The 23,839-nt window shown below is 69.6% G+C and carries 15 protein-coding genes; 1 reads left to right on the top strand and 14 read right to left on the bottom strand.

Features of this window, described 5'->3' with window-relative positions:
- Position 1 precedes the first annotated feature (1 nt).
- The 8 genes from ABD848_RS03310 to ABD848_RS03275 all read right to left on the bottom strand — a co-directional run bounded on the left by ABD848_RS03310 (position 2) and on the right by ABD848_RS03275 (position 15,779).
- Entirely contained in the window at positions 2 to 7,834 is a 7,833-nt protein-coding gene (locus ABD848_RS03310; RefSeq protein ID WP_344967109.1) for an amino acid adenylation domain-containing protein, read from the bottom strand.
- 53 nt (positions 7,835 to 7,887) lie between these two features.
- A complete protein-coding gene (locus ABD848_RS03305) occupies positions 7,888 to 9,399 on the bottom strand; it encodes a tryptophan 7-halogenase (RefSeq protein ID WP_344967107.1) in 1,512 nt (503 codons plus the stop codon).
- A gap of 110 nt (positions 9,400 to 9,509) precedes the next feature.
- Positions 9,510 to 9,788, bottom strand: coding sequence for a phosphopantetheine-binding protein (locus ABD848_RS03300; protein WP_344967105.1), 279 nt, complete (start codon positions 9,786 to 9,788; stop codon positions 9,510 to 9,512).
- Between the two features lie 62 nt (positions 9,789 to 9,850).
- Positions 9,851 to 11,203 (bottom strand): lysine N(6)-hydroxylase/L-ornithine N(5)-oxygenase family protein, encoded by a 1,353-nt coding sequence (locus tag ABD848_RS03295; RefSeq protein ID WP_425567423.1) that lies wholly within the window; start codon positions 11,201 to 11,203, stop codon positions 9,851 to 9,853.
- Positions 11,204 to 11,255: 52 nt separating this feature from the next.
- Positions 11,256 to 11,912: an isochorismatase family protein gene (locus ABD848_RS03290; RefSeq protein WP_344967102.1), complete on the bottom strand. Its 657-nt coding sequence runs from the start codon at positions 11,910 to 11,912 to the stop codon at positions 11,256 to 11,258.
- Positions 11,913 to 11,963: 51 nt separating this feature from the next.
- Complete coding sequence (locus ABD848_RS03285) at positions 11,964 to 13,631, bottom strand: (2,3-dihydroxybenzoyl)adenylate synthase (protein WP_344967332.1); 1,668 nt, start codon at positions 13,629 to 13,631, stop codon at positions 11,964 to 11,966.
- Positions 13,632 to 13,682: 51 nt separating this feature from the next.
- Entirely contained in the window at positions 13,683 to 14,897 is a 1,215-nt protein-coding gene (locus tag ABD848_RS03280; RefSeq protein ID WP_344967100.1) for an isochorismate synthase, read from the bottom strand.
- Between the two features lie 87 nt (positions 14,898 to 14,984).
- Complete coding sequence (locus tag ABD848_RS03275) at positions 14,985 to 15,779, bottom strand: 2,3-dihydro-2,3-dihydroxybenzoate dehydrogenase (protein WP_344967098.1); 795 nt, start codon at positions 15,777 to 15,779, stop codon at positions 14,985 to 14,987.
- A gap of 1,074 nt (positions 15,780 to 16,853) precedes the next feature.
- Here ABD848_RS03275 and ABD848_RS03270 point away from each other — a divergent pair.
- Positions 16,854 to 17,234, top strand: a complete 381-nt coding sequence (locus ABD848_RS03270; protein WP_344967096.1) for an SSI family serine proteinase inhibitor — start codon at positions 16,854 to 16,856, stop codon at positions 17,232 to 17,234.
- A gap of 92 nt (positions 17,235 to 17,326) precedes the next feature.
- On the opposite strand, the gene ABD848_RS03265 is transcribed toward ABD848_RS03270, so the two are convergent.
- From ABD848_RS03265 to ABD848_RS03240, 6 genes are all read right to left on the bottom strand, one after another.
- Positions 17,327 to 18,118, bottom strand: a complete 792-nt coding sequence (locus tag ABD848_RS03265) for a TIGR03943 family putative permease subunit (protein ID WP_344967094.1) — start codon at positions 18,116 to 18,118, stop codon at positions 17,327 to 17,329.
- A complete protein-coding gene (locus tag ABD848_RS03260; protein ID WP_344967092.1) occupies positions 18,115 to 19,185 on the bottom strand; it encodes a permease in 1,071 nt (356 codons plus the stop codon). The genes ABD848_RS03265 and ABD848_RS03260 overlap by 4 nt, the downstream gene beginning before the upstream one ends.
- Before the next feature lie 125 nt (positions 19,186 to 19,310).
- A complete protein-coding gene (locus tag ABD848_RS03255) occupies positions 19,311 to 19,823 on the bottom strand; it encodes a GNAT family N-acetyltransferase (RefSeq protein ID WP_425567422.1) in 513 nt (170 codons plus the stop codon).
- Between the two features lie 56 nt (positions 19,824 to 19,879).
- Positions 19,880 to 20,443 (bottom strand): Uma2 family endonuclease, encoded by a 564-nt coding sequence (locus ABD848_RS03250; RefSeq protein ID WP_344967088.1) that lies wholly within the window; start codon positions 20,441 to 20,443, stop codon positions 19,880 to 19,882.
- Positions 20,444 to 20,552: 109 nt separating this feature from the next.
- The gene (locus ABD848_RS03245) at positions 20,553 to 21,566 is read right to left on the bottom strand and encodes an NADP-dependent oxidoreductase (protein WP_344967086.1); all 1,014 of its coding nucleotides are present in this window, start codon (positions 21,564 to 21,566) and stop codon (positions 20,553 to 20,555) included.
- 151 nt (positions 21,567 to 21,717) lie between these two features.
- A complete protein-coding gene (locus ABD848_RS03240; protein WP_344967084.1) occupies positions 21,718 to 23,652 on the bottom strand; it encodes an ABC transporter ATP-binding protein in 1,935 nt (644 codons plus the stop codon).
- Positions 23,653 to 23,839: the final 187 nt, after the last annotated feature.

Genomic DNA, 23,839 nt, shown 5'->3' with positions numbered 1-23,839 from the left:
GCTAGCGCCGGCGCCGTAGCAGCGACTCGATGCGGTCGATCTGGCTTTGCTGGAGGGAGACCAAGGACATGTCGGAGGGAGTGTGACCCCCCGCTCCCGGGGCGGCGGCATGACGGTGCAGGGCGGCTAGTGCGTCGAACCAGGCGCGGGCGAGCCGGTCGACGTCATCCTGGCGCCATAGTCGAGCACCGAAGGTCCAACGGGCCCGCAGCCGCACCGTGCCGGCGCTGTCCTCCTCGGCGACCGCGTTGAGCGCGAGCCCGTGGGTCAGCGGCAGCGAGGGGGCGAACTCCAGCGGCACCTGCCATGTCTCCGGCGTCATTTCCCAATGGCGCGTGCGCGAGGCCGGCATCCGGCCGAGGTAGTTGAACAGCAGCAGGGGCGCGGTGCCCGCAGCGAGTTCGGCGGCGGTGTCGCCGTTGAGGTAGCGCAGCATCCCAAAGCCCAAGCCGTTGTCGGGCACGGTGCGCACCTCTTCCTTGACCCGCTTGCACGCTGTTCCCGCAGCCGGCCCGCCCGCCATAGCATCGCGGGCGTCAAGGCCGGTGAGGTCGAGCCGCACCGGGTAGAGGCTGGTGAACCACCCCACCGTGCGGGCCAGGTCGGCGCCGGCGACGATGCCGGCGCCCTCCTCTCGGCCGTGGCCCTCGACGTCGACGAGCAGGGGGGCGTCGGGGCGGGCTCCCACGTCGGCCCGCCACGTCGCCACCGCCATGGCCAGTGCGGCGAGCAGCACGTCGTTGACCGTGCCGTGGAACATATCGGGGATCTGGGACAGTACGGCCGCCGTCGTGTCGGGGTCCAGCTCCCGGGTTACGGTGTCCGCGGTCGCCACGGTGTCGCGCTGGGGGTCGGGTACGGGGGCGGTGGGCCAGGCGTCGCCGGTGGGGGCGAGCGCCGCGCGCCAGTGGTCGAGCTGGCCGGTCCACTCCGGGGACTGGGCGTGCTCGGTCAGGCCACGCGCCCAAGCGCGCAGCGGCGTGGCTTCCGGCTGCAAGCTCGGGGCACGGCCCTGCGCGTGGGCGGCGACCGCCTCGGCGAGATCGGGCAACAGAATCCGCCACGACACTCCGTCGACGGCCAAGTGGTGGATGAGCAGCAGCAGCCGGCCGTCGGCGTTCGCTCCGGCGTCGAACCACACCGCCCGCAGCACCTGGCCCGCCTCGGGGGCAAGCTCGTGGGCGGCTTCGTGGGCGGCGGCCACGATCGTTTGCGTCAGCTCCGCCTCGGCCAGGCCGGTGGCGTCGACGCGCCGGAAGACGCCGGTGGCGTCGACGGCGCCGGGGGCCGGGATGTGCATCGTGGCCTGGTCACGGTCGAGCCGCAGGCGCAGTGCGCCATGGTGGTCAAGCAGACGCTGTAGCGCTGTAGTGAGCGTGGCGCTTGTGAGCCCGGCTGGAGTGGCCACGACCTGGCGCTGGGTGACGGCGTGGATCGCTTCGCCGCGCCGCAGCAGCCAGTGCACGATGGGGGGCGCCGGCATGGAGCCAACGGGATCGACGGCGTGCTGCTGGACGGCCGGTTCGCTCGTGACCGGTTGGGCGACCGCGGCCAGGGCCGCGGGCGTACGGTGAGTGAAGACGTCTTGGACGGTCAGCGCCCATCCTGCCCGATAGGCCCGGTTGACCACCTGGATCGAGGAGATGCTGTCGCCGCCGAGGCGGAAGAAGTCGTCGTCGACGCCGAGGTCGTCACGGCGCAGCACCTCGGTGAACGCCTCGCTCAGCGCGTGTTCGGCTTTGGTGTGGGGGGTTCGGGTGGTGGTGGGGGTCAGGGTGGGTGCGGGTAGGGCGGCGCGGTCGAGTTTGCCGTTGGCGGTGGTGGGCAGGTGGTCCAGCTCGACCAGGGTGGTGGGCACCATGGCCGCGGGCAGGCGCCCGGCCAGCTCGGTCAGTACCTGTTCGGTGTCGATCGCGGCACCGGCGGTGGCCACGAGGTAGCCCACCAAAGTGGTGGTGGTGCCCACATCGGTGCGGGCCAGCACCACGGCGTGGGCCACCTCGGCCCGCTCGGCCAGCACCGCCTCGATCTCGCCCAACTCCACCCGCACCCCACGGACCTTGACCTGGTGATCGGTGCGGCCCAGAAACTCCAACACCCCATCGCCACGCCAACGCACCAGATCCCCGGTGCGATACATCCGCGTGCCCGCCGGCCCGAAAGGATCGGCCACAAACCGCTCCGCGCTCACCCCCGCACGCCCCACATACCCCAACGCCACCTGCACGCCTGAGAGGTAGAGCTCTCCCACGGCACCGGGCGGCACCTGCCGCAGCCACCTGTCCAGCACGTAGGTGTGGGTGTTGGAGATGGGGCGGCCGATGGGCACTCCTCCGGAACCGATCCCTTCCACACAGCCATAAGCGGTCACATCCACCGCCGCCTCCGTAGGCCCATACAGATTGTGCACCCCCACCCCCGGCAACACCCGCCACAACGCCGCCACCACACCCCCCGGCAACACCTCCCCCGAAGCAAACACCCACCGCAACGACCCACACCCCGCCAACGACGGCTCCTCCACCACCGCCGCCAACATCGACGGCACAAAATGACACACCGACACCGACCGCTGCCGCACCAACCCCACCACATACCCCGCATCCCGATGCCGACCAGCACCAGCCACCACCAACCCCGCACCCACCATCAACGGCCAAAACAACTCCCACACCGACACATCAAAACCCACCGGCGTCTTATGCAGCACCCGATCCGAAGCCACCAACCCATACCGCGCCTGCATCCACACCAACCGATTCACCACCGCCCCATGCGACACCGCCACACCCTTGGGCCGCCCCGTCGACCCCGACGTAAACACCACATAGGCCACATCACCCGGCACCACCACCCCCAACCGCTCCCCCACACCCACCGGCTCCCCCGACTGCACCGCCACCTCAGCCACCACCCCCGCATCATCAACCACCAACCGCGCCACACCCTCCGGCACCACCGAAGCCACCTCACCCACCGTCACCACCAACGCCACACCCGCATCAGCCACCATCGCCGCCAACCGCGCCCCCGGATACTCCACATCCAACGGCACATACACCCCACCAGCCGCCACCACCGCATGCACCGCCACCACCGACTCCACCGACCGCGGCATCGCCACCCCCACCGCCACACCCGGCCCCACACCACGCCCAATCAACACCCGCGCCAACCGCGCCACCCGCACCCCAAACTCACCAAACGACACCTCACCACCCCACTCATCCACCAACGCCACCAACCCACCACCAACACCAACCCCACCCACAACATCAACGAGGGTCATCTCGGGCACGTCGACAGCGGTGTCGTTGATGCTGGCGTGGGCGGCGCGCTCCAGCGGGGTACGGGAGTCGACCCGGTGCAAGGGCAGCTTTGGATCGGCGAGGAGCTGGTCGAGGACTTCCAGGAAGCGCTCGGCCAGCAGGGCGGCCGTGTCGCGGTCGAACAGGTCGGTGGCGTAGCGCAGGTAGCCGCTCATTCCCGCGTCGTCGGGGTGCTCGACGACGGTGAACTCCAGGTCGACCTTGGCGACACCGATATCGACCGGCTCGGCGGCACCGGGGTGGCCAAAGAGCGTAGTGGAACGCTGGGGGTCGCGTTGCTGACTGAGCATCACCTGGAACAGGGGGTGTCGGCCGGGGCTGCGCTCGGGATCGACAGCTTCGACGACGTGGTCGAAGGGCACGTCGGCGTGGGCGAACGCCGCGGTGTCGACCTCGCGCACCCGCCGCAGCAGCGCCGTGAGGTCGGCGAGGCCCGTCACGTCCACGCGCAGGGCGAGCATGTTGAGGAACAGCCCCACCATGTCGTGGGTGGCGGGGTCGTCCCGGTCGGCGGCGGGCGTACCGATCACGGTGTCGCGGCCGGCGCCGTTGCGGTACAGCAGCAGGACGAGTGCGGCGTGCAGCACCATGAACTCGGTGACGCCGTGCTCCCGGGCGAGAGCGCGCAGGGCGTGGTGCCGCTCGGGCGTGACGTCGAAGGGCACGGTCGCGCCGGTGCCCGAGGCCACGGCGGGCCGGGGCCGGTCGAGGGGCAGGGTGACCTCGTCGGGCAGGCCGGACAGCGTCTCGCGCCAGAACTCCAGCCGGCGCGCCGCCCCGCCGGAGGCAGGGGCGTCCTCCCCCGCCCAGGCGCGTTGCCACAGCGCGACGTCGGCGTAATCCAGCCGCTCGGCGTCGTCGGTGGGCCATGCGGGGGCCGCGCCGGCGCACCGGGCCGCGTAGGCGGTCTCCAGGTCGCGGGTGAGGGGCGCCTCGGACCATTCGTCGGTGGCGATGTGGTGGATGACCAGCAGCAGCACGTGTTCGTCGGGGGCGATCCGGAACAGGGTGGCGCGCAGCGGGATATCGCGGGTGATGTCGAAGACGCGGTGGGCCTGGGTGGTCATCGCCGCCGCGAGGCCGGCCTCATCGGTGTCGACGGTGCCCAACAGGTGGGGCACCTGCTGCGGGGGCAGGATGACTTGGCGGGCCGTGCCCTCGGCATCGCCGTCGTCGGTGTAGCGGGTGCGCAGCGTCTCGTGGCGGGCGGCGACGTCGCGCAGCGCTTGGGCCAGCGCGTCGGCATCGACAGCGCCGTGAATCCGGAAGGCGATGGGGACGTTGTAGATGGCGCTGGGGCCGTTGAGTCGTTCGAGGAACCACAGCCGCCGCTGGGCGTGGGAGAGCGGGATGGGCTCGGGACGCGGCCGGCTAGCCCGCAGCGGCGGGCGCGCGGCCGGCAGCTCGGGCAGCCGCGCGGCGAGAGCGGCGGCGGTGGGGGCGTCGAAGACGTCGCGGACTCCTATAGCGACGGCGAATTCCGCGCGCAGGCGGGTGGCCAATCGGGTGGCGAGCAGGGAGTGCCCGCCCAATGCGAAGAAGTCGTCGTCGGGGCCGACACTGGGCAGGTCGAGAACCTCGGCGATGTGGGCGCACAGGTGGCGCTGGGTGGCGTCGGCCGGTTCCCCGCGGCCCGCGGCGGCGGCGAAGTCGGGGGCCGGTAGGGCGGCCCGGTCGATCTTGCGGTTGGCGGTGAGGGGGAAGGCGTCCAGCACCAACAGCGCGGCGGGAACCATGTAGGCGGGCAGTCGCGCGGCAAGAGCCGCGCGCAACTCGGCCACCTCGCAGGTCGCCCCGGGGGCCGCCACAACGTAGCCGGCCAGGTAGGGCTGCTGCGGGGTGTCTTCGCGGGCGACGACGACGGCCTGGGCCACCTCGGGCCGCTCGGCCAGCGCCGCCTCGATTTCGCCCAGCTCGACGCGGAAACCCCGGATCTTGACCTGGTGGTCGGTGCGGCCGAGGAACTCCAGTACCCCGTCGCCACGCCAGCGGGCGAGGTCGCCGGTGCGGTACATCCGCGCTCCCGGCGGTCCGAAGGGGTCGGCCACGAAGCGTTCCGCGCTGCGCCCCGGGTCGCCGGCGTAGCCGCGCGCCAGCCCGGTGCCGGCGATGTAGAGGTCCCCGGCGTGTCCGGGCGGCAGCGGCTGTAGGGCCGTGTCGAGCACGTAGCAGCGAGTGTTGGCGATCGGGGTGCCGATGGTGACGGGTTCGTCGACGCTCACGGGGGCGCAGGTGGACCAGATCGTGGTCTCGGTGGGGCCGTAGAGGTTGGTCACGGCGCGGGTGTGGGCGGCGAGCTCACCGGCGAGGTCGGGGGGCAGCGCCTCCCCACCCACAAGGGCGCGCAGTTTGGTGAGCGCCTGCGGGCGCTGCTGGAGCAGTTCGCGCCACAGGGTGGGGGTGGCCTGCATGACGGTCGCGTCGGACTCCTCGATCAGCTCGGCCAGGGCGGCGGGGTCGCGTACGGTGTCGCGTTCGGCGAGGACGAGCGTGGCCCCGCTGAGCAGCGGCAGGTACAGCTCCAAAGCGGAGATGTCGAAGCTGACGGTGGTGACGGCGAGCCAGCGGTCGCCGGGAGCCATCGGGAAGCGGCCGGCCATGTCGAGCAGGAAGTTGCGCAGTGCCCGTTCCGGAATGACGACGGCTTTGGGCCGGCCGGTAGATCCGGAGGTGAACAGGAGGTAGGCGGCACGTTCGCCGGAGGTCTCCAGCTCCTCGGGGATGGCCGGGGGCGTGGCGCCGGTCTCGTCGGCGGGCGCGGCGTCGACCAGGACGGTGGCCGGTGCCTCAGGCAACCGCGCGGCGAGGTCGGTCGTGGTGACCAGCACGGCGGTGCCCGCGTCGGTGAGCATGGCGGCGAGCCGCTCGCGGGGGAACTCCGGGTCGAGGGGCAGGTAGGTCGCCCCCACGCGCATGGCGGCCAGCAGCGCGGCGACCAGGTCGGCCGAGCGCGGCAATGCGATGGCGACGACGCGTTCGGGGCCGGCCCCGTGGGCGCGCAGCCGCGCGGCGATCCGGTCGGCACGCGCGAGCAGGGCGGCGTAGGTCAGTTCCGTCTCGGCGGTGCGCACCGCGACGGCCTCGGGGGTGCGGCGGGCGACGGCGGCGATACGGGCGCCGACGGGATCGGTGGAGGCGTCGGGCCGAGCGGGCGGGTTGAACTCGGTGAGCACCCGCGTGCGCTCGGCGGCGTCGGTGAGATCGACATGGCCCAGGCGGCGATCAGTGCCATTCACGTCGGCCATGTCCTCCAGGCAGCGCTGGAATTCGGCGAGGCGCCGGCCGAGCTCGGCCTCGGTGTAGCGGTGCGCGTTGCCGTTGAGGTCGAAACGCAGCCCGCCGGTGTCGGTGTCGCGGTAGACCGACAGCGACACGTCGCTGACCGGCCCTTCGGAGAGGTTGACGGCGCTGCCGCGGACGCCGGCGAAGGTCAGCTCGTAGTCGAAGGCTTTGATGTTGACCACGGGCCCGTAGAGGTCGCCGGCACGGCCCACGAGGGCGAGGTCGCGGCGGATCTCCTCAGCGCGGTAGCGCTGGTGGGTGCGCAACTCCCGCAGTCGCTGGGTGGTGTGGACGACCAGGTCCTCGACCCGGTCGCCCGGGTGCAGCTCCAGCCGGAGGGGCACGATGTTGACGACCATGGCGGGGGTGCGTAGCGAGGGCGAGCCGAGCCGTCCCATGGCGGGCATGCCCAGCAGGACGTCGCGGGCGCCGGTGCGGCGGTGCACGTAACCGCCGAACGCGGCGATCAGCGCTTCGGCCCAACTGGCGCCGCTGTGCTGCGCCAACTGCGAGAGCCGATCGAAGGCGGCGGCACCCAACGCGCCGTTGACCCGCAGTGCGGCGCGGGGAGCGGCGGGCGGGGCGTCACTGAGCAGCGGCGGCTGTGGCCGGTCGGCCAGGAGCGACCGCCAGTACTCCCGGTCGGCCGGGGAGCGCTGCGAGCGCTCGTAGGCCTCCTCATCCTCGATGACGTCCCGGAGCGCGCCAAAGCGCCCCTGCGGCTGGGTGCCCTCGCATATCTGGGTGTAGGTCTCGGCGACCCGGCGGGCCAGGGTCGTAATCGCGTAGGCGTCGGCCACGATGTGGTGGTAGCGCTGATACCACAGGTAGTGGTCCTGCCCTACTCGCAGCAGCGCGTAGCAGTAGAGGGGACCCGCCACCGGATCGACGGGGGTGGCCATGTCGTCGCGCATCCACCGCAGCGCGGTGGCGCCGGGGTCGGGCGCCTCGCGCAGGTCCAGGTGCCACAACACGCTGGTGGGGGTGGGGCCCACCTCCTGGTAGGGGGTGTCGCCCTCGACGACGATGCGGCTGCGCAAGGCGTCGGTGTCAGCTACGACGTGGCGCAGCGCCGTCTCGAACCGGCCCGGGTCGATCGCGCCGGGCAGGTCGATGTACTGACCGACGTTGTAGACGGGGTTGTCGGGATCGACCTGCTGGGCGTACCAGACACCAGTCTGCGCGCCAGTAAGGGCGAGGCGGTCGGTGTTCAGGGTGCTCATGGCGGATGCTGCTCCGGTGTCGGGTCCTGGGGTGGGCAGGGGGAGGGTCGGGCTCAGCCGGCTGGATCGGGGGCGGGCTGGGGCTCGGCCCACCGCAGACCGTCGGCGGTGGGGACCAGCCCGTCGGCCAGCAGCGGGGGTTCGGAGATCTCAGGCTCGGTGCCGCGGCGTTGGATCTGGTTCATCTCGGCCATGACGTCGCTGACCACGGGAGCGCGGAAGAGTTCGGTCATGCGTTCGCCGGATTCGGTCTGGGCCGCGCCGGTACGCTCGACCGCTTCGGCGAGGTCGGTGGAAGAGGACGTGAACCGGCTGCGGAGTTCCTCGCTGTCCACGAGGGCCCGTTCGCCGGAGAACGCGCCGGCGACAAGCGTGGTGAAGGCCTCCATGTCGGTGGTCGCCATGTTGGTGACCTTGCGGGCCCGCCAGAAGTAGGAGTTCTCGTCGGCCTGCATGTCGTAGAAGGCCGAGAGGAACTCGTAAAAGACGGCGTATTCACGCCGATAGCGCCCCTCGAACTCGGTGAAGGCGCGCTCTTCGGTCAACTCACCGGCGAGGACGCTGTTGACCGAACGCGCGGCGAGCAGGCCGCTGTAGGTGGCCAAGTGCACCCCGGTGGAGAAGACCGGGTCGATGAAGCAGGCGGCGTCGCCGATGAGGGCGATGCCCGGCGCCCAGAACCGGCTGTGGGAGTAGGAGTAGTCTTTGCGCACCCGGATCTCGCCGTAGGTGCCCTCGGTGACGCGCGTGGCCTCGGAGAGCAGGTCGCGGACGATGCCACAGCTTTGGATCGCCTCGCGCAGCGCCGCCTCGCGGTCGGCTTGGATGCGGCCGATCTGATCGGGGGTCAAGACCGCGCCGACGCTGGTGAGCGTGTCGCTGAGCGGGATGTACCACAGCCATCCCTCGTCGAAGGCCGCGCAGAGGATGTTTCCCGCGTCGGGGCCGGGCAGCCGCTTGCCCCCCTCGAAGTAGCCGAAGACTGCGAGGTTTTTGAAGAAGTCGGACATGTGGCGCTGCCCGCCGACCGCGCGGTGCAGACGCCCGCTGTTGCCGGAGGCGTCGAGGACGTAGCGGGCCGACAGTTCTTGCTGCCGGCCGGCCGGGTCGGTGTAGCGCACGCCGGTGACCTGGCCGTCGGTGGAGACCGCCGACAGCACCGGCGACTCCTCGCGCACGTCGACGCCGTGCTTGGCGGCGTTGCGCAGCAAAATGTCGTCGAAGGTCATCCGGTCGACCTGGTAGGCGTAGGAGGTCGGCCCGGAGAGCTGTGGGGACAGCGCGAACAGGAAGTTCCACGGGTCGGGGCTGCTCCCCCACCGGAAGCTGCCGCCGCGCTTGACGGTGAAGCCGGCCTGGTCGAGCTCGTCGGTGACGCCGAGCAGTCGGCACACGCCGTGGATCGTGGCGGGTAGCAGCGACTCGCCGATCTGGTAGCGCGGAAACCGCTCCTTTTCCAACAGCGCTACCCGATGCCCCTGGCGGGCGATCAGGGTCGCCGCCGTCGAACCGGCGGGGCCACCGCCGACCACGACGACATCAAACTCCTCGGTGGAAGTGGTCACGTCGCAACGCTCCTTTGTGTGGTGTGTCTGGTGCCGCCGCGGCCATGGGGGCGGGCGGGGTGGAAGAGCAGGGGGTGGCGCGGTGGGCGGCGCGCCGGAAGATCCAGGGGTCAGCCGGTGATCAGCCGCCGGGTCCAGGCGGCGACGGTGGGCTCCTCGGCGAGGCTGATGAAGTCGGTCTCGACACCGGCTTTGCGCCAGGTCTCGACGAGACTCATCAACCGGATGGAGTCCATGCCGCGGTCGAGCAGGTTCTCGTCGGCGCCGATACTGCCCTCGTCCTCCCCTAGCACCTGGGCGACGTCGGCGCGCAGCCGCTCGGCGGTGAGCTCCTGGGCGCCGGCGGCGGGCTCGGCGCTGTCGCGGGCGTCGTCGACACGATCCGACATACGGGTCTCCTCAATCTGGTCGTGGGTCGGGAAAAACGGCTCGGTGATCCCGGCCGAATGGGTCAGTGGGGGGCGGCGACGTGGGAGGCGGCCGGCGCGTCCGATACGGGGGCGGTGCGTGCACTGATCGAGTCGAGGATCTCTCCCACGCGCACCGCCACGTTGGACAGCAGGGTCGCGGAGAGACCGTGGGTGTGCTCGGTCCCGCCCTGGCTGTAGATGCCGCAGGTGACCTCGTCGGTGGTGGCCATGCGGTAGTCGCGCTGGATCACCGGACGGCCGGCGGTGTCGGTGAGGCAGCGCTGGGCGAGCTCACCGAGGAGGTCGCGCGGGTCAGCCGGACGGTATCCGGTGGCGTAGATGACGTGATCGGCGTACAGCGGGGTCTGCTTACCGCTGGTCAGGTCCTCGACGGTGACCGTGACACCGGAATCGTGCTCCTCCACGGCGGCGACCCGGGAGGTGTTGTGCTGGCGTAGCCGCTCGACCCCGCGCACCCGGTCGGCGTAGTGCTTGCGGTAGAGCTCCTCGATGAGGTCGGGGTCGACCACCGAGTAGTTGGTGTTGCGGTGATACTCAAGGATCTCGGTCTTGACGTCCTCAGGGGCGGTGAAGAAAGCGTCGACCGCCTCGGGGTCGAAGATGCGGTTGGCGAAGGAACTGTCGTCGGAGGGGCTGTAGCCGTAGCGCGCGAACACCGTGTTGATCTCGGCGTCGGGGAAGCGGTCGTAGAGGTGGGCGGCGGCCTCGGCGGCGCTTTGTCCGGCGCCGACGACGACGAAGGAACGGGGCTCGGCGGCCGGTTCGAGGGCGGCGATGCGGTGCAGCAGGTGCTCGCTGTGCCATACCCGGGCCGACTCGGTACGCCCTCCCGGCAGGTGGGGGAGCAAACCGGGGGCGAGTACGACGTTGCGGGCACGGTGGCGGGTGAGGGCGCCGGCGGCGTCACGGGCGACCACGTCGAGGAGAGCGACTCGGCCGGCGGCGTCGCGCACCGGCTCCACGCTGGTGACCTCGTGACTGTAGCGGACCTGCCCCTCGACTCGGCTGGCACACCAGGCCAGGTAGTCGTGGAACTCGGTGCGCAACGGGAAGAGCGTCTTGTGGTTGATGAAATCGTGCAGCCGCCCCACCTGGTGCAGGTAGGCGAGGAAACTGAAGTCGCTGGCCGGGTCGCGGGTGGTGACGAGGTCTTTGAGGAATGAGACCTGCATGGTGGCGTCGTTGAGCAGCATCCCGCGGTGCCAGCCGAATTCGGCCTGGCGCTCCAGAAAAACGCCGCTCAACGTGGCGGCCGTGGTGCCGGCGGCGTGGTCACGGGCCTCCTGCAACGCGATGGCCAGCGCGACGTTGGACGGTCCGAAGCCGACACCCACCAGATCGTAGACAGGTGGGTTGTGTGGTGTGGAGGTCACCATTTCCCTTTGCTCCCCTTCTTCCCCTTCGGTGCCGTCGTGGTGGGCTCAATTAGGCGATGCGGGCGGGGCCGCGGGTCAGTGTCGTGGTCAGGGCCGCGGTGGGCAGCGTCACGGCGCAGCGGCGGGCGGCGTAGCGCATGGCGTAGTAGTGGTCTTCGGCGCTGAAGTCAGCCATGGCATCGGCGACGAAGAACGCTTGGAGGTCGCGCATGAAGGCGTCGGTAGCGGTGATCAGGCACCCGATATGGGCGTAAACACCGGTGATGATGATCTGGTCGCGGCCTGAGCGCGCCATGCGCTCGACGAGGTCGGTACCGAGGAATGCGCTGTAGCGGTGCTTGACGAGCAGCACGTCGCCGTCGTGGGGGCGGAGCTGGGCGACGATGTCGGTGTCCTCGGAAACGGCGCGCATGCCACGTCCCCAGAAGTCACGCTCCAAGCCGCGTTCCTTGGCGGCCATGTCGCCGGGTTTGGCGGTATAGATCACCGGGGCACCGATGGCGTGACAGACCTGGCGCAGGGCCGCGATGTTGTCGAGCGCACCGGCCAGCGGCGGCTCGCCGCTGGCGTAGGGCCGCAGGAAGTAGTGCTGCATGTCGTGGACGAGCAGCGCAACACGGTCGGGCTCGGGCGTCCACGACACCCGGTTGGCCGGCAGGGTGTCGGGGGTGGGCAGGGGGTAGGGCTCGATCTGGGGCAGAGCCATGGCGTGGTCCTCTCGGCAGCGGACACGGGCGAAAAGCGGCGACGCGAACGGTCACCTTCCTGCGGCGCGGGCGAGTTCAGCGGCGACGGCGGTTCTGAGGTCACGCTTGCTGACCTTGCCGACGCCGGTGGCGGGAAAGCGCTCGGCGAACTCGACACGGTCGGGGATCTTGTAGGCGGCCAGACCGCGCCGGCGCAGAAAGCCCAGCAACTCGGCCCGCTCCGGGGCCTGGCCGCGAGGGATGACGTAGGCGCAGATGCGCTCGCCGAGGAAAGCGTCGGGCATGGCCACAACGGCGGCGTCGTGTACGGCGGGGTGGGCGAGGATGTGGTTCTCGATCTCCTCGGCTGCGACTTTCTCGCCACCGCGGTTGATCTGGTCCTTGGCGCGCCCCTCGACGACGAGGTAACCGTCGGGTGTGCGCCGCACGATGTCACCGGTGCGGTAGAAACCGTCGGCGGTGAAGGCGGTGGCGTTGTGCTCAGGCACGTTGTAGTAGCCGCGGATCGTGTAGGGGCCGCGGGTGAGGAGGTGACCGGCCTGGCCCATAGGCACGGGCCGGTCGTGGTCGTCGACCACGCGAACCTCGTCGGCGGCCGAGATCGGCCGACCCTGCGTGGTGACGACGGTCTCGGGCGAATCGTCGAGCCGCGTGTAGTTGACGAGCCCTTCGGCCATACCGAAAACCTGCTGTAGCGAGCAGCCGAGTGTGGGCTCGACCCGGCGGGCCGCCTCCTCGCTGAACTTCGCGCCGCCCACCTGAAGCAGACGCAGCGAAGACAGGTCACGGTGGGCTTGGGCTCCCCCGGCGACCGCGTCGAGCCATAGCAGCGCCACAGGGGGTACCACAGCGCTCACCGTGACCCCTTCGGTCTCGATGAGTCGTAGGCACGTCTCGGGGCTGGGATCGGGGGCCAGGACCACACGGCCTCCGGTGTGGAAGACGCCGAGGAAGCCGGGCGAACTCATCGGGAAGTTGTGCACGATCGGCAGCGTGCCGAGATAGACGGTCTCGGGCGACAGCGCGCAGATGTCGGCGCTGGCGCGCACCGAGTACAGGTAGTCGTCGTGGGTGCGCGGGATGAGCTTGGGAAGCCCAGTGGTGCCGCCGGAGAGTTGGAGGAAGGCGACGTCACCGGGGTCGGGGGCGGCGAGGACGGCGGGGTCGGCCTCGTCGGCCCGCACCTGCTCCAGCGCGACGAAGCCGGCGGAGTCGGCGGAGTCGGCGAACTCGCCGGGATCACCGACGACGATCACGCGCGGCGCGGCGCCACTGTCGGCTGCGACGATGTCGGCGGCCATGGCACGGTAGTCAAAACCGGCGTGACGGTCGGCGATGATGAGGGCGGTGGCCTCGGTGAAGGAGCAGAGGTAGCTGATCTCGCTGTAGCGGTGGGCCGGCAGAGCGAACACCGGCAAGGCTCCCAGTCGGTACAGCGCGAAGACGACCTCGAAGACCTCGGCGATGTTGGGCAGTTGGAGGACCACCCGGTCACCGGCGCGGATGCCCATAGTGGCCAGGCCGGTGGCCAGTCGGTCGGCGCGCGCGTCGAGTTCGGCGTAGCTCCACCGGGTGTCCCCGGCGACAACGGCTGTGCGCTCGGCGAAGCGTTGGGCGCGCTCGCGCAGGAAAGCGCTAAGGGTCTCGCCCCTCCAGTAGCCGTCGGCGCGGTAGCGAGCGGCGACCGCTTCGGGCCAGGGGGTGCATCCGGCGAGCATGGTCGATCGTGCCTTTCGGGTCATCGTGGCGGGAAACAGAACAACCGGTTGCTACAGCGACTGGTCGAGGCCGAGCGCGAGCAGCAGGGTGCGCAGCTTGGCCGAGGTTTCAGCGAGTTCGGACTCGGGATCGGATTCGGGCACGATGCCTCCCCCGGCGAACAGGTCGATGTTGCCGCCGGCGACCTCGGCGCAACGGATCGCCACGACCCACTCGCCGTCGCCGGCGGCGTCGCAGTAGCCCACAGCGCCGGCGTAGAAGCCGCGATCGAACGGCTCGATATCGGTGATGGTGTCCCGGGCGGCCTCGGTGGGGGTGCCGCAGATCGCCGGGGTGGGGTGGAGCGCGCGGGCCAACTCGGCCGAAGACGTGGCGGGATCGTGCAGTTCGCCGGTGACCCGGGTGGCCAGGTGCCACATGGTGGCGGTCTTGACGAGTTCGGGTTCTGGCGGAACGCGCAACTGTCGGCAGAAGGGGCGCAGGCCCGTAGCGACGGCCTCGACGGTGAGGGCGTGTTCGTGGCGGTCCTTGGCTGAGGCGAGCAGGTCGGCTGCGCGTCGCTGGTCGGTGGCGCTATCGGCGCTGCGCGGAGCGGACCCGGCGAGTGGTTGGGCCACCGCCTGTCCGGCCCGCTTGGCAACGAGCAGTTCGGGGCTGGCCCCCACGAGGGTGCGGGGCAGGTCGGCGTCGTAGCGGTGGTCGGGGGTGTGGCGGGGGAGGTCGACAGCGAAGGTGAAGCCGTGGGGGTCACGGCGGGCGAGGTTGCCTAACAGTTGGGCGACGTCGACGGGCTCGTCCCGGCTGAGCCGGAGGCAGCGGGCCAGCACGAGCTTGCGCAACTGGGCGGTGCCGGGGGTGGCGTCGGCGAGGAGCTTGAGTCCCCGTTCGACCGCGCGCACGTGAGCGGTGGGCTCGGGCACGGCGCGGATGCGCCACTGTCCCTGGAGAGGGTGGCGCGCCTGCCCGTTATCGGCGGCCCCGCGCCCTTCCGAGGGGACGGCGTAGCGCACGGTCTCGGGGACGACGAGCCGAGCAGGGCTTCGGGCGTCGAACGGCACGGCCCCGATGGCGATCGGGCGTACGCGGTCGGGGGTGGTGACCGCGGCCAGAGTATCGGCGACACCGTCGAGGGAGTGGGCGACAGTCAACTCTCCCTCCCCCAGGACGGCGCCATCGGCGGAGGAGAAGAACGCGGACCCGGGTCGGTAGGCGGCGAGGAGCTCACCGACCGCGGCGGCAGGGGCGGCGACGCGCTGGAGGGACACCGGTCGGCCTTTCTGTGACGGACGTGGACGCGGTTGCCTGGCTGGTCGGTTGTGTACGAGCAGGACAGGGCGGTGGCGGCTGCGTGGTCAGGCACGCAGGGTGGCGCCGCCGTCGACGTAGAGGTCGTGCATGGTGATGTGGCGCGCCGCGTCGGAGGCGAGGAAGCACACGGCCGCAGCGATGTCCTCGGCGGCGGCGAGGCGTCCCAGCGGGATGCCCACCCGGTAGGCGTCGGGGTCGCCGGCGATGACCGCTTCAGGGCCGCCTGGGGAGAATGCCCGCTGCATAGGAGTGTCGGTGGAGCCGGGCGAGACAACGTTGCAGCGGATGCCGTGGGGGGCGAGTTCCAGGCCGAGGGACTTGGTGAACAGGGTGGCGGCAGCTTTCGAGGCCCCGTATCCGGCCATGCCGGCCCGGGGCACCCCGCCGGCGTTGGAGCTGACCGTGATGATGCAGCCCTGGCCCCGGGGTTTCATCCGCCGCGCCGCAGCGCGGGCGGTGTGGAACACGCCGGTGGTGTTGACCGCGAACAGTTCGGCCCAGTCGGCATCGGAGCACTCGGTGACCTCGCCGGTGCGCAGGACACCGGCGACGTTGACCGCCAGAGTCACCGGCCCGAGGTCGCGCTCGGCACGGTCGAAGAGGTCCTCGACGGCGTGGGCGTCGGTGACGTCGGCCGGGTAGGTGCCCGCCCGGTGGCCGGCCGCGTGCAGCGCGCCCGCGGTGGCGGTGGCGGACTCAGCGTCGCGGTCGACTACGGCGACCGCCAAGCCGGTGACGGCCAGTGCTTCAGCGACGGCACGTCCGATCCCCTGGCCGGCCCCAGTAACGACGGCGGTGGATCTGCTAGTTCGGCCGGCGGCGACCTCAGTGCGATCCAAGCGTCTTCTCCCCTCATCACCCACAGCGCTGTTCGTAACAGAGCGCAATGGGCTCTGAACCCACGATCCAGTATGACCAAGGACAAGCAAACCTCACTAAGGCAATGCTTACCTAATTGGTCGACGGCCAGTCTTGACCGGAAGCGCACCTCATGTCAACCGCTAGAAATCCGACAATCGCGGCCAAAAACGCAAACCGAAACTACTCTTTGCTTTTATTTGAATGCGAAGAGTTATAGTTCGTGGCTGGCGGTGACAGCCAAGCGTGACGCAGACCACGCCCCTTATGCGGCAGCCATCCGAGACAGCCCCCTCCCGCCACCATTAACCATCACAGAGGGTGACTAACAGCCGGTGTTCGCCAGAGCCCCACCGCACGACACAGGTGTGGCCCAACCGCAGTAGAACGGGATACAGCAACCGCTGGGCACGTCAGTGCTCACCGGCCCCAGGGAGAAACTCACCCCTGCCGGCGCCAACAGCTCCCCGCGCTCCCACACTCCCTTCTCGCCCCCATCCACCACCACGGCACAACGACAACAAAGAACTGACGCACTGATCGCGCGATGGCAGGTCACCCCACTGAGCGAACAGCGAGAGAGTAGTTCCCGTCCTCCGTTGGATACCGGAGATTCCCACATGACAGAAAACCGAAGAAAAGCGTTGATAAGCAACGCAGCGATCTTTTCAATATGGGGACCATACAGTCGCACAGTGAAGCGAAACCAACGGTCTCCACCTGAGAAAATTACTGAGAATGCAGTGCTTTCGCTATTCGCCACGGCATGGCTTGATCTGGCCGCAGCGGTCGCCCCACCCGGTCATCCGACATCTTCTCGACGCTAAGTTTTCGCCGTATCATTACTCTCGGCTGTTCTCTCTGGCTTTCGACTCCCGTGCCAGGCAGGTGAATTCCGGACGCTATGCGCAACAGGAACGACCCCCTACCTGGCCACACAGACATCGACAGGACTGCAACGGGTCTCACTGCGCCGATTCACGTGTCTAAGGGAACAAAAAGAACTGGCCTTTTCAGCGTGTAACATGCCCATTATTCGCGTTAGGGAGAAAAACGTGCGCACAAAGTTCATCGCATTGACCGCCGCGGCCCTCACCGCCGCCGGGCTTGGGCTGGCGACCCCGGCACATGCGGCGAGCAGCCCGATCGGGGAGCTCACCCTCAGCCTCGGCGGCCCCGACAACCGGATCTCACTGACCTGCCTGCCCACTGGCGGAACCCACCCCACCGCCGACGAAGCCTGCGCCTCCCTGACAGCAGTATGGGGCCGGTTCAAGTCGCTGCCCGCCGAGCAAGGGGTGTTCTGCCCGATGCACTACGCCCCCGTCACCGCCGAGGCACACGGCACCTGGGCCGGTAACCCCGTCGACTACGAGGAGACGTTCTCCAACGCCTGCGTGGCTGGGGTACAGACCGACGGCGTGTTCGACTTCTAGCCCTCCGACGCCCCGGTGCGGCCGAAGCGGCCCAGCTGCCTCCGCCCACCGGGGCTATTCCCAGCTCGCCGAGCACAGGGCGGCACGGCCGGTCACTCGTAAGGGTCGGGAGGGTTGACGACCTCAGTCATCTGCGCCACCTCGAAACGGTGGTCGCGCACCTCCAACAACTTCCCCTCAGGCTCGACCCACTGCCCCTCGACCGTCCACCAACTGTCCTTCTGCGGCGCGGGCTCATTGGTGATCAGCACCCGGTTGACGATCGCGTCAGCGGCACAGCAGGCCATCTGTAGCCGGGCCAGGTACCAGCCCTCGCCACTGTCGTTGGGGACCACGAACCCCGTCAGCCGGACCGTGCGTCCAGCGAGGCTGCGCTCTTCGTCGGTCCACGCCCGCACGACGAACTCGCGCAGCTTCAACTCCACCGGCTCCTCAGGGGGCGCGGAGGCCGCCAGCGCGTCGGCGTCGGCAGGCTCTTGGAGCGCCGCCCCGCTGGGGGGTTCGCTCTGGGCGTTGGCCGCGGTGTAGGCGCCCAGCGCGGGTGGACTGACGGCAAACACCGCGATCACCGGAAGGAGTAACAGCCAGGCTACCCCCGGCCCGTGCGCGTGGTCGTGCCCATGGGCGGCACCATGGTCGTGGTGGTCCTGCCCACCGGACTCGACCGGGTCGCCACCGTCGTCTGCTCCGTCACCGCGCACGGCGGCGCGCACGTCGGCGGCCACCACCACCGCCCCGAGCGCGACCAGCACACCCCCCGCGGTGATGAGGAACGGACGGAACGCGGCCTGCACATAGTTGAGGTAGAGGTCACCAGCGAGCGTGGCACTCAACGCCGCGGCACCCAACAGCACCAGCACCAGCCCCTGCGCCATGCGGCTCACAGCAGCACCCCTCCCACGACCAGACTCGACACCACGGTGAACAGCAGGGTCAGCGGCACGAACCGGCGCACGAAGCCCCATCCGAACGTCCCCGCCTGCAACGCGATGAGCTTGAGGTCGACCATCGGACCGACGACGAGGAAGGCGAGCTGAGCGGTGGGCGAAAACGCGCTGAGGCTGGCCGCCACGAAGGCGTCGGCCTCCGAACAGATCGACAGCAGGATCGCCAGCAGCGACAGCACCAGAACCGCCAGCAGCGGCACGTCGGCGACGGCGCTGACCCACTCCCGGGGCACGACGACGTTCAGCGTGGCCGCCGCCAGCCCGCCGACCACGAGGTAACCGCCGGCGTGCATGATGTCGTGGCGCATCGAGTCGGCGAACACGCGCCACTTCGAGGCGCCGGGGGCGTGGTCGCTACGCGGCATCCGCAGCCACTCGCCCCGGCCAAAACGCGCCCAGAGCCAGCCCACCGCCACCGCGGCGGTCAGTGAGGCCACGAAGCGCGCCGCCACCATCTCCGGGCTGTTGGGGAAAGCCACCGCGGTGGCCACCAGCACGACCGGGTTGATGGCCGGTGCGGCCAATAGGAAGGTCAGGGCCGCCGCCGGAGCGACACCGCGCCGGATGAGCCCGCCGGCCACCGGCACTGAGGCACACTCGCAGCCGGGCAGCACCGCACCGGCGGCGCCGGCCACCGGTACCGCCATGGCGGAGTTGCGCGGAACGGCGCGCTGCCAAAACGACGGCGGAACGAAGGCGGTCAGCGCCGCTGACAGCGCGACCCCGAAAACCAGAAACGGCAGCGCCTGTAGGCTGATGGCCGTGAAGATCGTGGCCCACGCCAAAAACGCCTCGGCGGTGAGCCGATCGGCCAGCCAAGCGTTGCCGGCCGCAAGCACAGCGATGAACAGTGCGAACAGCCAGACGGTGGTGGTGCGTCGCTGTCCCGGACGTCGTCCCCAATCCGAGGGCGGGAGAAGGTCGTCGTCGCCGTCCCATCCGGGAACCAGAGAGTCACCCAGCGACGTGGGACGCGGCGCGGCACCTGAGGGCCCATCGGGCACGGCGGTTCCTCGCGGTCGATCGACGGCATGTTCCCGGGCATCCTAGCCGATAAACGCTTTCACGTTCGGTTTTGCTGCGGGAGCTGTGGCACAAATCCGACCGTCCGACGGGCACGCACGCCGATTCACGGTGTGACCCGCGGCGTTGGCGGGATCTCCTCGGCGAGCATGTCCATCAGCAGCCCGTCGCGCCAGCGGTCGGCAACGGGGTCGCGCCAGTAGCGGCGTAGCACACCCACGCGGGAGAAGCCGGCCTTTTCGTAGGCGCGTACGGCGGCGGCGTTGTCCAGTGCCGGGTCGATGATGAGCCGGTGGTGGCCCCGCGCCTCGCACAGCCACCGCGCCAGCGTGACGATGGCCGCCACCCCGATCTGGCGCCCGCGCACGGCCGGGTCGACGAAGATGTCGATGCCGGCGTGGCGGTAGGCGGGATCGGACTCCTCGTAGAACTGGATCATGCCGCACACTCGCTCGGCGAGCCGAATGGTGTAACGCTGCGTGTCCTCCTCGGGTGGAGCGCTGAAGTCTTCCGGTCCCCACCAGCGGGCCACCTCGGGCAGCGCGGCGATGCGGTCGAGCTCGGGACCGTCGGCCGGGGTCCACGGCCGCAACGAAAGAGCTCCGGCGACCAACGGCACAGGAGTGGGGTCGGGAAACCGCCTTTCTCCGGAAGGTTTCACGCCGGACAAGAACCCTACTTGAACCGGGTCGTATCCAGTTCGACAGCGAAGGGTTCCGGCAACGCCAGCGGCTTGCCGAACGGCACTGTCGTCTGGAACTGGTAGGTGTGATTCTCTGGGCCGCTGGACAGCGTCACCAACCGCTTTTGCCGGTCGATGAGCAGGTAGTGCTCGACCCCCTCACTCGCATACCCCAGGGGCTTGATCTCACGGTCGATCTCGGCGTTGCGTGGAGATGTGACCTCCATGACCAGCAGCGCCTCAGCGGCGGGGAAAAGCCATTCTTCACTGTCCAACAGGCTCCGCTGGCACACCACGAGATCGGGGACGTAGCGCTGGCTGGTCGACGCCAGGGAGAGGCTGACATGGTCCACCGACCCCAGGTCAGATGGTGCCACAGCCCGAATCTGGTCATGCACGTCCATTACCAGAAGAGCGTGTAACCCTGTCGGTGTGGGGGACACCAGGATTTTCCCTTCGATGATCTCGACCCGGAAGCCCTTCGGGACCTCGATGGCCTCCGCGGACGCCGCCAGATGCTCGAGTTCATCCGGCGCAGCAGCCGTAGGCGTCGCCATACTCGACTCCCTTCTCCAACGACTCATTGTAATCATCCCCTCACGCTCGCGCGTGGTGCTTCGTTGGGATCGCCATCTGCGGATCGGACCCGGGGGTGTGGGCGACGGCTCAGGTCCCCACCCGCACCACCATCTTGCCCGTGTTGGCCCCGCGCAGCATGGAGATGAACGCCTCGGGCGCGTTCTCCAAGCCCTCGACCACGGTCTCGCGGAACTTCAGCCGCCCGTCGGCCACAGCGGGGGCTACCTCGCGGTAGAAGTCGGCAGTGGCATCGGAGGTGTCGGTGACGATGAAACCTTGCAGCATAAGACGCTTGGTGACGATCAGCGCCATGTTGCGCGGACCGGGCTGGGGCTCGGTGGCGTTGTAGCCCGAGATCGCCCCGCACAGCGCGAAGCGGGCGAAGGGGTTGGCCACTGCCATAGCGGCCTCCAGATGGTCGCCGCCGACGTTGTCGAAGTAGATGTCGATGCCATGGGGCGCGAGCTGGCTGAGCTGCTCGACCACGGGACCGTCCTTGTAGTTGAAGGCCGCGTCGAAGCCCAACTCGTTGACGAGGTAGTCCACCTTCTCGGCCGACCCGGCGCTGCCAATGACCCGGGAGGCGCCGCGCAGTCGCGCCAACTGGCCCACGAGCCCGCCCACGGCCCCGGCCGCCCCGGAGACGAAGACGCTTTCGCCGCCGCGCATCCGCGCCTTCTCGAACAACCCGACGTAGGCGGTCCGCCCGGGCATGCCGAGGACACCCAGATGGGCGGTGACCGGGATCGCGTCGATGACATTGATCGCACGGACGTGCCCGGAGCCCACCACGGCGCGATCGCGCCAGCCGGCATCGTGCAGCACCACGGTGCCCTCCGTGAAGTCGGGGTCGCGCGAGACTTCGACCACCCCGACCGCCCTGCCCTCCATCGGTGCGTTGAGTTCGTAGGGGGCGGTGTAGGTGCGTTTCCCGGTCATCTTGCCCCGCATGTAGGGATCGACCGAGATGGCCTGGTTGCGGATCAGCAGCTCGCCGTGGCGGGGCTCGGGCAAGGGGCGTTCGACGAGGGTGAAGTCACCAGGCTGGGGCTCTCCGGCGGGGTAGGCAAGGAGATGGATCTCTCTGGCCATCGTGGGCATGGGGGCTCATTTCTCTCATCAGTGGCACGGGGGCGGCGCGGCGGCGGTGCCACCGGTGCGGGATGGCACGGCGCGCGCTGGTGCCGGGGGCGGTGGTCATCGAGGTGCCCGACGGAACGGCGTCGTACACCTGGGTAACCCATCCTCGCACTCACACCCGCCCGGGGGCCTCGGCGGCCGGCACGCTGGGTTCCTGGGGCGCGAACTGGGTGTGGTAGAGCTGCGCGTACAGCCCGCCGGCGGCCAGTAGCTCGTGGTGGGTGCCGTGCTCGACGAGGTGACCATGGTCGAGGACCAGAATCCGGTCGGCCTCGCGCACGGTGGAGAGGCGGTGGGCGATGATGAGGGAGGTACGGCCGCGCAGTGCCTCGGCCAGAGCTTCCTGCACCGCGGCTTCCGACTCGGAGTCAAGGTGGGCGGTGGCCTCGTCGAGCACGACCAACGCCGGTGCCTTAAGGAGCAGCCGCGCGATGGCCAGGCGCTGTTTCTCGCCGCCGGAGAGTCGGTAGCCACGGTCGCCCACCACGGTGTCGAGTCCCTCGGGCAACTCGGTGGTGAGGTAGTCCAACCGGGCCGCCCGCAACGCGCTGGCGATCTCGGCGTCGGTGGCGTCGGGGCGAGCGTAGCGCAGGTTCTCCGCGACGGTGTCGTGGAACAGGTGCGCATCCTGAGTGACGACACCGACCGTGCCGCGCAGGGAGTCGGCGGTGACCTCACGCAGGTCGTGGCCGCCCAGCCGCACGCTGCCTTCGACGGGGTCGTAGAGCCGAGTGACGAGGTGGGTGATGGTGGTCTTGCCGGCTCCGGAAGGGCCGACGAGGGCGACCATCTCGCCGGGGTCGGCGCGGAAGGAGACCTCGTCGAGGACGAGCGCGGCGGGGTCGGCACCGGAGGTGGTGTCGCCGGCGGGATCGGCCTGCCGGTCGGTGATGGCCACCGACTCTAGCGAAGCCAACGACACCTCGGCGGGAGTTGGGTAGCGGAAGGAGACGCGGTCGAACTCCAGCCCCACGGGGCCGGCGGGCAAAGCGCGCGCCCCCGGAGCGTCGGAGATGGCCGGGCGCAGATCCAGTACCTCGAAGACACGGTCGAAACTGACCAGGGCGGTCATGATGTCGACGTGCACGTTCGACAGGGCCGTGAGGGGGCCGTAGAGCCGGGTGAGCAGGGTCGCCAACGCGACAAGGGTGCCGAGTTGAACGGCGCCCCCGATCGCCAGCGTCCCGCCCAGGCCGTAGACGACGGCGGTGGCGAGCGAGGCGATGAGGGTGAGTCCGGTAAAGAAGATCCGGCTGTACATGGAGGAGGTGACCCCGATGTCGCGCACGCGGGCCGCACGGCGGGAGAACTGGGCGGACTCCTCGTCAGGGCGACCGTAGAGCTTGACGAGCATGGCGCCGCCGACGTTGAACCGTTCAGTCATGACCGAACTCATCTCGGCATCGAGGCGCATACTTTCTCGGGTGATGCCGGCGAGCCTGCGGCCGAAGACTTTGGCGGGGATGAGGAACACGGGGACCAACAGCAGCACGATCAAAGTGATGCGCCAGGACAACAGGAGCATGGTGCCCAGCACCAGGACCAGACTCACCGCGTTGGAGACGACGGAGGAGAGCGTGGTGGTGAGGGCGCGCTGGGCGCCGATGACATCGGTGTTGAGCCGGCTGATCAGCGAGCCGGTCTGGGTGCGCGTGAAAAACGCCAACGACATGCGCTGAACGTGGTCGAAGACTTGAGTGCGCAGGTCGTAAATGAGCCCCTCCCCGATGCGCGCCGAGTACCAGCGCTGGGTGAGGGTCAGGGCAGCCTCCAGCAGAGCCAACCCCGCCAGCCCCACGGCCAGCCACACGACAAGTTGGGTGTCGCCGGGGATGACACCGTCGTCGATGATGGTCTTGGTGAGCAGCGGTGTCGCCACGACGATGCCACCATTGAGCGCGGTCAACAGCAAAAACAGCAGGAGCTCAGTCAGGTAGGGACGCGCGTAGCCGGCGATTCGGCGTACGGTGCCGCTGCTCAGCCGCTCGCTGGTGACCCCCTTGTCCCGCGAGAAGCTGCGAAACGTGCTCCACGTCCCCTCTTGCATAGGTGACCCCTTACACCATGGCTACTGAGCGATCTCACGGCCGGATATCCCGCCGTGTCGGGCCCGTGGCCCAGCGGTGCACGGCCGCCTTCGAGATCAACACTGCCCGCCGCCCGGCTCTTCCCAACACTGACGCAGTGTAGGCAACCGGCCTCAGCTCGCGTGGCCATGTGACGGCACTGCCTAG

It is taken from the genome of Salinactinospora qingdaonensis (assembly GCF_039539445.1).
Taxonomy (GTDB): domain Bacteria; phylum Actinomycetota; class Actinomycetes; order Streptosporangiales; family Streptosporangiaceae; genus Salinactinospora; species Salinactinospora qingdaonensis.
This window is presented reverse-complemented; position numbering and strand designations above follow the sequence as displayed.

Coding starts and splice junctions, on each gene's coding strand:
- ABD848_RS03310 (WP_344967109.1), bottom strand. CDS start 7,834: ATGAGCACCCTGAACACCGACCGCCTCGCCCTTACTGGCGCGCAGACT.
- ABD848_RS03300 (WP_344967105.1), bottom strand. CDS start 9,788: ATGTCGGATCGTGTCGACGACGCCCGCGACAGCGCCGAGCCCGCCGCC.
- ABD848_RS03290 (WP_344967102.1), bottom strand. CDS start 11,912: ATGGCTCTGCCCCAGATCGAGCCCTACCCCCTGCCCACCCCCGACACC.
- ABD848_RS03285 (WP_344967332.1), bottom strand. CDS start 13,631: ATGCTCGCCGGATGCACCCCCTGGCCCGAAGCGGTCGCCGCTCGCTAC.
- ABD848_RS03250 (WP_344967088.1), bottom strand. CDS start 20,443: ATGGCGACGCCTACGGCTGCTGCGCCGGATGAACTCGAGCATCTGGCG.
- ABD848_RS03245 (WP_344967086.1), bottom strand. CDS start 21,566: ATGCCCACGATGGCCAGAGAGATCCATCTCCTTGCCTACCCCGCCGGA.
- ABD848_RS03240 (WP_344967084.1), bottom strand. CDS start 23,652: ATGCAAGAGGGGACGTGGAGCACGTTTCGCAGCTTCTCGCGGGACAAG.